The 12,566-nt window shown below is 63.6% G+C and carries 11 protein-coding genes and 1 tRNA gene; 7 read left to right on the plus strand and 5 right to left on the minus strand.

Going from position 1 to position 12,566, the window contains the following annotated elements; genetic code table 11:
• Positions 1 to 39: 39 nt before the first annotated feature.
• Entirely contained in the window at positions 40 to 2,073 is a 2,034-nt protein-coding gene (locus tag ABIB80_RS05195) for a methyl-accepting chemotaxis protein (protein ID WP_007599072.1), read from the plus strand.
• A gap of 166 nt (positions 2,074 to 2,239) precedes the next feature.
• Here ABIB80_RS05195 and ABIB80_RS05200 read toward each other — a convergent pair whose 3' ends face one another.
• On the minus strand, positions 2,240 to 2,578 hold the full coding sequence (locus ABIB80_RS05200; protein WP_007599073.1) for a DUF3175 domain-containing protein: 339 nt from the start codon (positions 2,576 to 2,578) through the stop codon (positions 2,240 to 2,242).
• Between the two features lie 182 nt (positions 2,579 to 2,760).
• Here ABIB80_RS05200 and ABIB80_RS05205 point away from each other — a divergent pair, with 182 nt between their 5' ends.
• The 3 genes from ABIB80_RS05205 to ABIB80_RS05215 all read left to right on the plus strand — a co-directional run bounded on the left by ABIB80_RS05205 (position 2,761) and on the right by ABIB80_RS05215 (position 6,787).
• Positions 2,761 to 4,260 carry an MFS transporter gene (locus tag ABIB80_RS05205; protein WP_007599074.1) on the plus strand — a complete coding sequence of 500 codons (1,500 nt, stop codon included), beginning with the start codon at positions 2,761 to 2,763 and terminating at the stop codon, positions 4,258 to 4,260.
• Between the two features lie 3 nt (positions 4,261 to 4,263).
• Positions 4,264 to 5,085: a trehalose-phosphatase gene (otsB, locus tag ABIB80_RS05210; protein ID WP_007599075.1), complete on the plus strand. Its 822-nt coding sequence runs from the start codon at positions 4,264 to 4,266 to the stop codon at positions 5,083 to 5,085.
• Positions 5,086 to 5,323: 238 nt separating this feature from the next.
• Positions 5,324 to 6,787 carry a trehalose-6-phosphate synthase gene (locus tag ABIB80_RS05215; RefSeq protein ID WP_007599076.1) on the plus strand — a complete coding sequence of 488 codons (1,464 nt, stop codon included), beginning with the start codon at positions 5,324 to 5,326 and terminating at the stop codon, positions 6,785 to 6,787.
• A 47-nt stretch (positions 6,788 to 6,834) separates the two neighbouring features.
• Here ABIB80_RS05215 and ABIB80_RS05220 read toward each other — a convergent pair whose 3' ends face one another.
• Positions 6,835 to 7,176, minus strand: coding sequence for a hypothetical protein (locus tag ABIB80_RS05220; RefSeq protein ID WP_007599077.1), 342 nt, complete (start codon positions 7,174 to 7,176; stop codon positions 6,835 to 6,837).
• A 196-nt stretch (positions 7,177 to 7,372) separates the two neighbouring features.
• Between ABIB80_RS05220 and ABIB80_RS05225 the strand changes: the two genes are divergently transcribed.
• Positions 7,373 to 7,462 (plus strand) — tRNA-Ser (locus tag ABIB80_RS05225).
• Positions 7,463 to 7,885: 423 nt separating this feature from the next.
• On the opposite strand, the gene ABIB80_RS05230 is transcribed toward ABIB80_RS05225, so the two are convergent.
• The 3 genes from ABIB80_RS05230 to ABIB80_RS05240 form a co-directional block, all read right to left on the minus strand.
• The gene (locus tag ABIB80_RS05230) at positions 7,886 to 8,095 is read right to left on the minus strand and encodes a CoA transferase (protein ID WP_354127124.1); all 210 of its coding nucleotides are present in this window, start codon (positions 8,093 to 8,095) and stop codon (positions 7,886 to 7,888) included.
• Complete coding sequence (locus tag ABIB80_RS05235) at positions 8,062 to 8,532, minus strand: PaaI family thioesterase (RefSeq protein ID WP_007599122.1); 471 nt, start codon at positions 8,530 to 8,532, stop codon at positions 8,062 to 8,064. The genes ABIB80_RS05230 and ABIB80_RS05235 overlap by 34 nt, the downstream gene beginning before the upstream one ends.
• 97 nt (positions 8,533 to 8,629) lie before the next feature.
• Positions 8,630 to 9,634: a quinone oxidoreductase family protein gene (locus tag ABIB80_RS05240; RefSeq protein WP_007599127.1), complete on the minus strand. Its 1,005-nt coding sequence runs from the start codon at positions 9,632 to 9,634 to the stop codon at positions 8,630 to 8,632.
• 79 nt (positions 9,635 to 9,713) lie between these two features.
• Between ABIB80_RS05240 and ABIB80_RS05245 the strand changes: the two genes are divergently transcribed.
• Both ABIB80_RS05245 and ABIB80_RS05250 read left to right on the plus strand, forming a co-directional pair.
• Positions 9,714 to 10,277, plus strand: a complete 564-nt coding sequence (locus tag ABIB80_RS05245) for a TetR/AcrR family transcriptional regulator (RefSeq protein WP_007599128.1) — start codon at positions 9,714 to 9,716, stop codon at positions 10,275 to 10,277.
• Positions 10,278 to 10,824: 547 nt separating this feature from the next.
• Positions 10,825 to 12,405, plus strand: coding sequence for an amidase family protein (locus ABIB80_RS05250; RefSeq protein WP_007599129.1), 1,581 nt, complete (start codon positions 10,825 to 10,827; stop codon positions 12,403 to 12,405).
• Positions 12,406 to 12,566 lie beyond the last annotated feature (161 nt).

Raw genomic sequence — 12,566 nt, forward strand, 5'->3', positions numbered from 1 at the left:
GGCTGCGCCTGTTTTTCCGCGAATGGAATGGGGTGGGGAATGCCCGTCAAGTCGAAGCCGACCACATCGAAGCTGCTCACCTTGCGTTTTCGCGCAAAAATCATCCTCGGCTTCGTGGCGGTGCTCGCCATCCTCGCCGTCAGCATGGCTTTCGCGTATTTCGGCTTCGAGCGGATCCAGGCCGCCGTGGCCTCCTACCGCTCCAGCGTCGCCGAAGCGGACCTTGCGCGGACGGTCGATCGCGAGCTGATCGCTTACCAGGGGCTGGCGCGGGCCTACACGCTGACCGGCGCGGCGGATGATGAGACCGCGGCCAAAGCAGCCGAAGAGAATCTGAGGGCCGCGATCGCCAAGTCGGCGGCGGCCACCACGGGCGCAGCGCGCCGCGAGCAGGTCGGCAGGCTCGAGGCCGACTTCAAGGGCTTTACCAAGGTGTTCGGCGAGATCATCACGTTGACGCGCGAGAATGGCAAGATCGCGACCGATGAGCTCAACAGCGTCGGCAACAAGATCCGGTTCAAGTTCGACGACCTCGCCGATACCGCGGCACTGGCGGGCCTGAACTCGGTTCAGAGCACGGCCAAGGACATCACATCGCAATACCTTGCGGTCTCCACCTCGGTCAGCGCCTTCGTCGCCAAGCCGGAGCCGAAGACCGCCGACGGCGTGATCGCCCGTATCAAATTCCTGGAGACCTTGCTGGTCTCGATCTATGCCAACGACCAGAAGATCACCGACCGCGTCACCGAGATCAGCAATCTCCTCAAGCAGTACCGCACCTCCTTTTCAAAACTGACCGAGAACGTGAAGGTCATCGTCAAGCTGAACGGCGACATGACCAAGACGGCCGCGTCCATTCTCAAGCTCTCGGGTGAGCTGCGGTCGGAGCTGACGGCGGATCAGCAGCGCATCGAGGTCAACGCCAATGCCACCATCGGCGAGACCGAGCGGCTGATGCTGATGATGGCGCTGGGCGGCCTTGCCGTCGGCGCTGCGCTCGCCCTGATGCTAGGCAACGGCATTTCGCGTCCGATGATCGCGATGTGCAAGGCAATGCGCGAGCTTGCCTCGGGCAATTTCGACGTCGTGCTCCCGGGCCTGGGCCGCAAGGATGAGATCGGCGAGATGGCCGGCGCGGTCGAGGAATTCAAGGTGCAGGCCGTGGCCAAGGCCGAGCGCGACGCTGCCGCCAACGAAGCCCAGAACAAGGAAGCGAGCGCTGCTCGCCGTTCCGAGCTGATTCGTTTCGCCGACGATTTCGAGAGCGCGGTCGGTGCCATCGTCTCCAACGTCTCGGCTTCCGCCGTGCAGCTGGAATCGGCGGCCTCGACGCTGACCCGTACCGCCGAGACCACGCAGAGCCTGTCGAGCCAGGTCGCCGACGTCTCCGAGCAGGCCTCCAGCAACATGCAGTCGGTCGCGACCGCGACCGAAGAGCTCTCGGCCTCGGTCGAGGAGATCGGCCGCCAGGTGCGCGATTCCAGCCGTATTGCCGAAAACGCCGTGGTGCAGGCCAGGGAGACCGATAACCGCATCGGCAAGCTCTCGCACGCCGCCCAGCAGATCGGCGAAGTCGTCAAGCTGATCACGGCGATCGCCGAGCAGACCAATCTTCTCGCTTTGAACGCGACCATCGAGGCGGCGCGCGCCGGCGATGCCGGCCGCGGCTTTGCGGTGGTCGCCAGCGAGGTGAAGTCGCTGGCGAGCCAGACCGCGAAGGCCACCGACGAGATCTCCTCGCACATCACGGGCATGCAAGGCGCCACCGCCGAGTCGGTTGCGGCGATCAAGGAGATCGGCGCCACCATCGGCCAGATCTCGTCGATCTCGACGTCGATCGCGAGCGCAGTGGAGCAGCAGGGCGCGGCGACGCAGGAAATCGCGCGCAGCGTCCAGACCGTCGCGCAGGGCACTCAGACCGCCGCCACCGACATCGGCCAGGTCAACCGCGGTGCCGCCGAAACCGGCTCGGCTTCGGAAGAGGTGCTGCATTCGGCCAAGACATTATCGTCCGAAAGCACCCGCCTGCGCGCCGAGCTCGACCGCTTCATGGGGAATATCCGCGCGGCGTAAGGCCCGAAGCGCGCCACGCACTCCGCCGTCGTCCTGGCGAAAGCCAGGACCCATTACCCCAGCGCGAAGTTGCGGCGCGGGCCGCTAACCCCGAATCTTCGCCAAACTGCTCCCTGGGGTAACAGGTCCTGGATCGGCGCTGCGCTTGTCCAGGACGACCTGGCGCTCACTCCCTCCCGAACGCCCGCTTCAGCTCCACCTTTGCCCGCTCCAGCCGGGTGCGCTGCGTCTGCGGCAGCGTCTTGCCGGCGCGGTTGATGTAGAACGTCAGCATCGACAGCGCCGAGCGGTAGGCGCCGGTCTTGCGGCGCGCGCTGTGCTCGGCCGAGCGCTTCAACGAAGCCGCGATTTTCTTCGCGCTGGTCAGCTTGAACACGCCTTGTTTGAGGTCGAGCGCGTCGCTCTCCTTCGTCACGCGCTGTGACCAGCGCTTCGGTGCGGCGCGTCTGGTGCTCTTGCTCGCCGATGTTTTGCGAGAATGTGTCGTCTTTCTGGCATGAGCCATGCGTCAACTCCTTGCGGCTCCACCGAAAACCAGCGGCGCGAGCAGTCGTTCCTGCGGGAACCTGCCCTCGCCGCAGACGTTGTCGCAGGTGGCAGGCGGAATGCCGCACCCCCTTGATCGGATCGCCCCTGTCCACGCTATGTGAACCGGGGCCATGTCCATTGGTCAGATGCAACAACGCGATGGAATTGCAGCGAAGCCTAGCGCCGGACGATGGACCTGTGGTCTCCAAGGCGGTCGCGAAGGCGGCCGCGGGCGACCGCATCATCGAAACCAGCATTCCCGCGCGACTTGACGCGCTGCCGTGGAGCGGGTTTCACACCCGCGTCGTGCTCGCGCTCGGCATCACCTGGATTCTGGATGGCCTCGAGGTGACGTTGGCCGGCGCGCTCTCCGGCGCGCTGAAGCAGAGTCCCTCGCTGCATTTCTCCAATCTCGATCTCGGCATTGCCAATTCCGCCTATCTCGCAGGCGCGGTGCTCGGCGCGCTCGGCTTCGGCTGGCTCACCGACCGCATCGGTCGCAAGAAGCTGTTCTTCATCACGCTCGCGCTCTATCTCTCGGCGACGGCCGCGACGGCTCTGTCATGGAATGTCGCGAGCTACGCACTGTTTCGCTTTCTCACCGGCGCCGGCATCGGCGGCGAATATACCGCGATCAATTCGACCATCCAGGAACTGGTGCCGGCGCGCTATCGCGGCTGGACTGATCTCGTCATCAACGGCAGCTTCTGGATCGGTGCCGCGATGGGCGCCGTAGCGGCCATTGTGCTGCTCGATCCCGCGGTGATCGGCCCTGATCTCGGCTGGCGCCTCGCTTATCTCATCGGCGCGGCCATCGGCCTCGTCGTGCTCTTGATGCGGATGTGGATTCCGGAGAGCCCGCGCTGGCTGATGATCCACGGCCGTCCCGACCAGGCCCACGCCATCGTCGACGAGATCGAACGCTCGGTGCTCGGACACGACCAGGATACGACCGACGGCCGCTTCGCCAGGATCCGCCTGAAAATGCGGAGCCACACGCCGATCCGCGAGGTCGTGCACACGCTGTTCTCGGTCTATCGCCAGCGGGCGATGGTCGGCCTCGTGCTGATGATCGCGCAGGCCTTCTTCTACAACGCCATCTTCTTCACCTTTGCGCTGGTGTTGACCGATTTTTACGGCATCAGCGCCGATCATGTCGGCTGGTATCTGCTCCCCTTCGCCGCCGGCAATTTCCTCGGCCCGCTGCTGCTCGGCCGCCTGTTCGATACGCTCGGCCGCCGGACCATGATCATGTTCACCTATGGGGTGTCGGGCTTGTTGCTGGCGCTGTCGGGCTATCTGTTCTCGATTGGCGCCTTGAGCGCGCAGGGGCAGACCATCGCCTGGATGGTGATCTTCTTCTTTGCCTCGCCCGCCGCGAGCGCCGCCTATCTCACCGTCAGCGAGACGTTTCCCTTGGAAGTCCGCGCGCTCGCGATCGCCGTGTTCTACGCGGTCGGCACCGGTATCGGCGGCGTGATCGGCCCCGCATTGTTCGGGGCGCTGATCGACACGGGGTCGCGCACGAGCGTATTCGCAGGCTATTTACTGGGGGCCTTCCTGATGATCGCAGCCGCGATCGTGGCGTGGCGCTATGCCATCTCGGCGGAACGCAGATCGCTCGAAGAAATCGCGCGGCCGCTTGCTTCCATGGAGTAGACTATGAAATCGGAACTGGCTGAATTGGATCAAGAGCGCACCATGGTCGACGATGAAGCGCCCGATGCGGTGCCGGTGCCCCACGCGCTCGTGCCGCATCTCAATCAAACAGCGATCCTGCTCGACATCGACGGGACGCTGCTCGACCTGATGCCGACGCCGCGCGAGGTGTGGGTGCCGCCCGGCCTGTCGGAAACGCTGAACCGGTTGACGGAGCGCACCTCGGGCGCACTGGCGATGGTCAGCGGCCGTTCGCTCAACGACATCGACCTGATCTTCGCGCCCGATGTCTTTCGCGCCGTCGCCGGCCACGGCGCGGAGATGCGGCTTTCGGTGGACAACGAAGCCGATGCCGTCAGCGCGCCGCCGCTGGACAAGGAGCTGAAGCGGCGGCTCGCGGCGGTCGCCAAGCTCAGTCCCGGCATTCTGCTCGAGGACAAGGGCTATTCGCTGGCGCTGCACTACCGCCTTGCGCCGCATGCGGAGAAGGCGATCTATGAATCCGTTTCGCTGATCCGCGCCGACCTGCCCAATGCGCCGATCGAGGTGCTGCCCGGCAAGTTCGTTTGCGAGATCAAGCATTCCGGTTTCACCAAGGCGACCGGCGTGCGCGAGTTGATGAAGCACGAGCCTTTCAAGGGCCGCCGTCCGATCTTCATCGGCGATGACGTCACCGACGAGACCGTGTTCGCGATCATGCCCGACATGAACGGGCTCGCTTTCTCGGTCGGCCGCCGCGCTATGGGTGTCAACGGGCACTTCGACGCGCCGAACGACGTGCGCACGTTCCTCGCGCGGCTGCTCGACGACTCAAGGTTGGAATAAGGCACCGACATCTCGGAGCCACATATCGCGCGCGTAATTCCCCAGCGCGCCCGTTTCATGCTGTGCGCGCCACGGTAACCCAAACCGACTTTGTGTAGCGAAATCGTCGGGTTCCCTGGAGGTAAACCGGTTCCAACGCGCACGCCCGATTTTGGTTTCAATTGGTGCAAAGGATGATCAGGAACCATATTGATGAACGGCAGTTAAACGGGTGGAATGAAACAGGAGGGGACGACCTGTGAACTTAGTCGTCGTTTCGAATCGCGTCGCACGCGGCAAACCCAACGAGCCCATGACGGGCGGTCTCGCGGCGGCCTTGTTACCCGTCGTGGAACATTCGGGCGCGATCTGGGTGGGTTCCTCGGGCCGTGTGCGTGACGGTCATCAAAAGGAGCCGTTCGCCGAAATCGAAGCATTGGGTTCGGGCGCGATCGCGACGCTGGATCTGCCGGCGGCACACTATGGCGGGTATTACGAGGGGTTTGCCAATTCGGCGCTGTGGCCGGCGCTGCACTCGCGCAGCGATCTGATCCGCGTCTCGCGTGACGACTATGTCAGCTATCGCGAGGTCAACGCCTTCATGGCGCGCGCCTTGATGCGCTTTCGGAAAGCACAAACCGCGTTCTGGGTGCAGGATTATCATTTCCTCGCACTCGGCGCGGAGCTGCGGGACCTCGGCGTCGACGATCCGATCGGCTTCTTCCTCCATACGCCATGGCCTGTCGCCGCGGTGATGCAGGGCGTGCCCAATCATCGCGAGCTGATCACGGCGATGCTGGCCTACGATCTGATCGGCTTCCAGACCCATGACGACTGCCAGAATTTTCTCGGCTATGTCGCGGGCGAACTCGGCCTCGCCGTCGAAGACGGCGTTGCGATCTCGCAGCATGGCCGAACGCGCTGCGAGGTCTTTCCGATCGGCATCGACGCCGAGAAGTTCGCGCAATACGCGGCGAAATCGGCGTCGCATCCGGACGTCTCCCGGCTTCGCCGCAGCCTCAACGGTGAGCGGCTCGCGATCGGCGTCGACCGGCTCGACTATTCCAAGGGCCTCGTCAACCGCATCAGCGCGTTCGATCGGCTTTGGACCGAGCATCCGCAGTTTGCGCGCAGCATCTCGCTGTTGCAGATCGCAAATCCCTCGCGCGGTGCCATCGAAGCCTATGGCAATTTGCAGAACGAAGTCGCGCGGCTCGTGTCCGACGTCAACGGCCGCCACGGCGAGGCCGACTGGACACCTATCCGCTATCTCAACAAGGGCTTTAGCCAGGCCGTGCTCGCGGGACTCTACCGCACCGCGCAGATCGGCGTGGTGACGCCGCTGCACGACGGCATGAACCTGGTCGCCAAGGAATATGTCGCCGCACAAAACCCGGCCGATCCCGGCGTGCTGGTGTTGTCGAAATTCGCCGGCGCGGCCAACGAACTCGACGCCGCGCTGCTGGTCAATCCGCACGACATCGACGGCATGGCGCGCGCGATCGCGGTCGCGGCCGCGATGCCGCTCACCGAGCGCAAGATGCGCTGGGATGCGATGATGAAGAAGCTGCGCGGCCACACCATCCAGCAATGGTCGGCGGATTTCGTCGCAGAACTGGAGAAGTGCCGGACGGAGAAGGCCGCGGTTGCGCCGCTCGCCAACCAGCCGCCGCAAGCGCTGCGCTGGCTCAAGTCGGCGATATCGGGCGTGCGGCTGATCTAGTCTCCTCCCCGTTCATTTCGGGGAGGGCAGGGGCGAAGACGAGAGCCTCAATAGCAATACGACACGCCTTCCAGAATCGCGCACTGCCGCTTGTTCGGCGCGTTCGGATCGTCGAGCGGCACCATGCCCTTGCCCTGGCCGACGAACACGCCGGGCCCGACATGCACCGAGCTCTTGTTGCCGATAATGACGCTCTGATGCGGCGTCGCGCTCGAACGCGTGCCGTCCGGCCAGAGGATGGCATCGCCCGAAAGCATCCCGCGCCGTCCGTCGTCACAGCTGACGTCGCCCCCTTGCCGGGTGCAGACCTGTGCGGCGGCCGGTCCTGCAAAGGCGGCGGCGACAGCCGAAATCAGGCTCAGCGCGGCGATGGTGTTGCGGATGATCATGGGGCCCCCGGTCTTGTTTGACGGTCTTGAGTGAATCGTCGCACCAAACCCGCCGCCGGTTCAGCCGGCAGGCGGTTCCGAGCGTTAGCGTGGCGCCCGATATTATCTATGAAATACAACATCTTACGGAAAAATCACCCGATTTCCCCGCGATCCCTTGCAAAATCATCGGCGCCCCTTCAAGAGAGTGCGCTCCGGAGAGATGGCCGAGTGGCTTAAGGCGCACGCTTGGAAAGCGTGTGTGCGGGAAACCGTACCGTGGGTTCGAATCCCACTCTCTCCGCCATTGCACGATTTTGTACGCCAATCTTCGATATTGGACTTTTCTGCGCACCATCGTGCGCTGTTGCCCCGGTCAGGCGCCCCAGAGTAGCTGACAATTACATTAGCCGGCGCAGATTTGCGGTGATGACAACAACGGCTAAGTAATTTCTCGCCGTCTTTCCTAGACGACAAAACCGGAATCGCGCACGCCCTTGCGGTGGCCTGTCCGGTGCCGGACGAGGTTTCCGTGACGATCGCGGTCCTGCGAATGTCTCCCGTTTGCTGGCTTGTCACAGACACTCTCTGTTTCATGTCGGCCGACCCTCGTGCTTGTCGGCGCGTGGCGTCTGACATCCGTGTGGAGTCCCGTTGCTGCACCAAGCAACCCCGCCCAAGCCCGCAGGCCGCCTCCGCGAGCGGCATTACCGCTCGATGTCCTGATCGCTTAACGCGCATGACGTCCGTCCCTTTGATCCGCCAGTATCATCGCTGCCAGCGGTGCTGCGACGTAGTGGCCAACATCGATCACCTTGACACCCGCGAGTGGACGATCGGTCGTCCCGGTGATGCGAAACCTCGTAAGGTCCTTTGAAGGCAGCAATTTGGTAAATGCAGCGACTGCTAGTCTTGTTTTCGCGGAGCGAAAATCACGCAAGTCGTTGTGCCGTGCGCAAGAAGCTTGCCCGTGTCATCGACGATGCGACCCTCGGCAGTAGCGCCTTGTCTGCCGCGGTGAACTACGACGCCCGAGGCGATAACAGGGCCCGGTCCCGGCTTTAGCGGACGGGTGAGATTCACAGTAAAGTTCGTTGTCGTATAACCCTCGCCTTCATTAAGTGTCGTATGGACGGCACAGGACATCGCCGAGCTCAAAATCACGGCGAGGTAACCACCGTGCACAACCCCTCCTGGGTTTGCGAACTGTGGTCCGGGCCAACCAGTAAACTCTGTGCTACCGTGCTCTGCCGCGGACAACTGGAAATTCAGTGGCATGCAGATGGGAGCGGCTGGCGCGCCTGTGCGCAAAAGCTCGCGGAAGAGCGCTAGCCCTCCATTCTCTCGCGATGCGGGACGCTCGTCGCTCATCGTCATGGTTTCCTCCCTTTTCAAGACAGCCGGCCTGCCATCTTCGGTTCCGACATATCGGCGGCGTGCTGCGTGCCGCCGTTGATACGTGGCGCTGCTTAGCTCAAGGGGCGGTCAGCGACGGCTTGAGCACGTATTTTCCCGTCGCCTGCCGCGCTTCCATGATGCGGTGAGCTTCGGTGGCCCCTTCGAGTGGCAGCCGCCCGGCAACCTCCACATGAAGGCGCTGTTCGATCACGAATCCTGCAACGGTGTCGAAGGCCTTCTGCGCTTGATCCGGCCGAGCCTTGAACCAGTGGCTGACGTAGTAGCCAATCACGGCTTGGTTCATCGGCATCAGGCGTTGGGCGATGAAAGAAGAGGGCTTCCTGCTGGCGGTCCCATAGACGACGAGGCGCCCGAATGGTGCGAGCGCGGCCAGAGCCTGGTCGAAAAATGCGCCTCCGACCATATCGAGAACCACATCGGCCCCGCGTCCGCCGGTGAGCCGCTTCACCTCGCGCGGCCAATCATCGGCGGTAGAGTCGATGGCGTGGTCGGCGCCCCGCGCCAAGGCTTGCTGCCGGCGTTCGGGTGTGCTGGCGCCGGCAATGACGCAGCCGGCGCCCAAAATCTTGGCGAGCTGAATTGCGTAGTTGCCAACGCCTCCGGCGCCGCCGGGAATGAAGACAGATTCGCCGGGCTTGAGCCGTCCAGCGTCCTTGAGCATTTGAAAAGCAGTCACGCCGGCAACGACAAGCGTGGAAGCGACGTCAAAATCGAGTCTTGGGTCCAGTTTGATGACGTTGTCGACGCCGGCGAGGGCGTACTCAGCGTAGCCGCCAAGACCGTCTCCGCCGAAAAACGCGAACACCCGATCACCGGGATGCAGCGTTGTGACACCCTCGCCAACGGCGTCGACGACACCGGCGGCTTCGCTGCCGAGGATCGCCGGCAAAGGTGTCCGCAGTGGATAGGGATCACCGCGCCGACGCACGATGTCGGCGTAGTTGACGCTCGCCGCTTCGATCCGGATGAGCACTTCGTCAGCCCCGGGCTGCGGTTTCAAAACCTCTTCCACCCGAAGCGCCTCAGCGTCGCCGTAGGCATGCAACAATACCGCCTTCATAGATCCCCACCCTCCATTATGACATTTGTCCTAACGTCTCTACGTCTATAGATAAGACGATCGTCCTAGTCAAACGCCCATGACAGCCCATTCACCGCGCGAACAGATGATTTTGGCCGCCATGTCTCTCTTTCAGAGAGAGGGCTATGCCGCGGCCTCATGGCGGCGGCTGGTCCAGGAGTCGGGAGCGCCCTGGGGTTCCGCCTATCACTATTTTCCGGATGGTAAGGAGCAGGTTGGAGTCGCCGCTCTCGAATGGGCTGCACAAAATGTCGCTGGGGGCATCGCGCAGTGCTTCCCCGAAGGCGGCCGCGCTGCGGAGGGTGTCCGCAAGTTGTTTGCGGGGAGCGCGGCACAGTTGGCAAAGTCCGGGTTCACCGCTGGCTGCCCCGTGTGCACCGTTGCATTGGAAACTGCACCCCAATCTCAGGCGCTCACCAAGGCATGCAAGAACGCTTTCGGTCTCTGGCACCAAACGATTGCTGATGGCTTGATCCGATGCGGAATGGCTCCGAAGAATGCGGAGACGCTCGCGCCAGTAATCTTGGCGGCCTTTGAAGGTGCTCTCATTCAGGCGCGCGTGGCGCAATCGCAGGAGCCTATGCGCGCGTGTGGAGCTCAGATTGCCCGGCTTTGCAATTGAGAGCTTCGACTGAAGCTCTACGTCCGTCGAGGGTCACGGCCGGGGAGGGCTGCTTCTTGCGCGAAGGGGAGACGAGTGCTCTGATGGCAAAGTTTTCCGATGTATTTCCAGTGTTGACGCACGGGACCGTTTGACCTTCTGGTCTCGATTGGGGCTTTCTCCAACTCTTCTGCCCGTCTCCAGCCCTTGGTAAGGCAATTGGTCCGTGGTAGCGCTCCCGCTACCACCTCCCGTCCCTCGCGCACGCCCGCGACGCCCCCTTCCATCGGCGATCGCCACCGACATGGGATGCTGTGTGGCTGTAGGCAAACGTCCCAATTTGTCACTCTCCAAACGGCGGCGTCAAAAACCCGCTCGCGATGCCGCAATCTGGCGGCAGTTCATTCCATCATTCAACCGATACATGCGTCACGGGAGACGACCTCATGAGCGTCTCGCGCGCCTTCGGCCGCCACAACGCGCCCCGACGCCGCGCCATGCAGAAACGCGCCTGTACACGGTCGCGTGAGCTCCATAACTTCGGCAGCGCAATTTGAGGAGATGCGACGTGGCGAAGAAGACGGCGACCAGGAAGAAAAGTGCTGCAAAGAAAGCAGCGAAGACCTCCAGCAAGAAAAGCGCCGTTCGCAAGAGCAAGGTCGCGAAGGCTGCAACGAAGCCGGTGAAGCGGGCCCCCCAGCGCAAATCATCAGCACCACGCCGCCCAAAAGGCCCGGCCTGGCAATGGTCGGCGGTCGAGACCGCAGCCGCAATCCGCTCCGGCGCCATCTCCGCGGTCGAGACTGCCGAGGCGCATCTGGAGCGCATGCGTGCCGTCAACCCGAGGCTGAACGCCGTCGTCGTCGATCTCTCGGAGGAGGCGCTGGCTGCGGCCCATGCGGCCGACAAGCGGCGCGCCAAGGGCGGCGAGCTCGGCCTTCTGCACGGCGTACCGATCACGATCAAGGAGAATGTCGATTACGAAGGCCGTCCCAATTTCAACGGCGTGCCGGCCAACAAGGATCTCATCGCGCCGTCGGATTCGCCCGTGGTGCGCAACCTGAAGAAGGCCGGCGCGATCGTTATCGGCCTCACCAACACGCCGGAATTCTCCTTCCGCGGCTTCACCGATAATCCCTTGCACGGACTGACGCTCAATCCCTGGGATCCCAATATCACCTGCGGGGGCTCCTCGGGCGGTGCGGGTTCGGCCGTCGCCGCCGGCATCGGCTCCATCGCGCACGGCAACGACATCGGCGGCTCGCTGCGCTGGCCGGCGCATTGCAACGGCGTTGCGACCATCAAGCCGACGCAGGGGCGTATTCCTGCGTTCAACGCGAGCGCAGCCGCCGAGCGGCCGATGCTGGCGCATCTGATGTCGGCGCAGGGGCCGCTCGCCCGCCACGTCGCGGACGTCCGGCTCGCGCTGGAGGTGATGAGCCAGCGCGATCCGCGCGATCCCTGGTGGGTGCCGGCGCCGCTGGTCGGTCCGAAGCCGAAGGGGCCGATCAAGGTCGCGCTCGCCAGGATTCCTGAAGACATGGACGTCGATCCGCACGTCGCGGCGGCGTTGCGCCAGGCCGCCGATCATCTGGAGCGTTCCGGCTATCGTGTCAGCGAGGTCGACGTGCCCGTGCCCGACATCGACGGCGTCTGGCAGACCTGGTGCGACATCATCACCAACGAGACGATGGTGATGCAGGAAGCCGGCATGCTGAAGGTGACGTCCGAAGACTTCCACAAGGCGTGGGGCGGCATGAAAGCCAAGGCCAACGTGCTCGACCTCAAGGCCTGGATGCAGGCGACCGCCGCGCGCAACGGCCACATCCGCGCCTGGCAATTGTTCTTCGAGGAGTATCCGGTGGTGCTGGCACCGACCACGGTGAAGCCGACGCCTGGCCCGCGCGAGGACACTGTCAGCCCCGAGCGCGTGCGCGAGATTTTCTGGGGCGAGATCCGCTTCATCTCCGCGATCAACGTGCTGGGCCTGCCCGGCGCCGTGGTGCCGGTGACGCTGCACGATGGCAAGCCGATCGGCGTGCAGCTCATCGCCGGGCGCTATCGCGAGGACCTGGCGCTCGACGCGGCGGCCGCGATCGAGAAGCGGGCCGGCGTGCTCGCCCATCGGCTGTGGGAACAGATGGACTGAGAGGTAGCGAAGGGTGTTTCCCTCTCCCCCCTTGTGGGAGAGGGAGTGCAGCGTGGTCGCTGCCGCAAACCGCAAAATTTCATTCATCCAATTTGACTCGAATTTTAGCCAATTCCCCAATAACCGTTAGGGTTACTTCCTCGATCTCTAGACGAATTATT

Source organism: Bradyrhizobium sp. i1.15.2, assembly GCF_040548425.1.
GTDB classification, from domain to species: Bacteria; Pseudomonadota; Alphaproteobacteria; order Rhizobiales; family Xanthobacteraceae; genus Bradyrhizobium; species Bradyrhizobium canariense.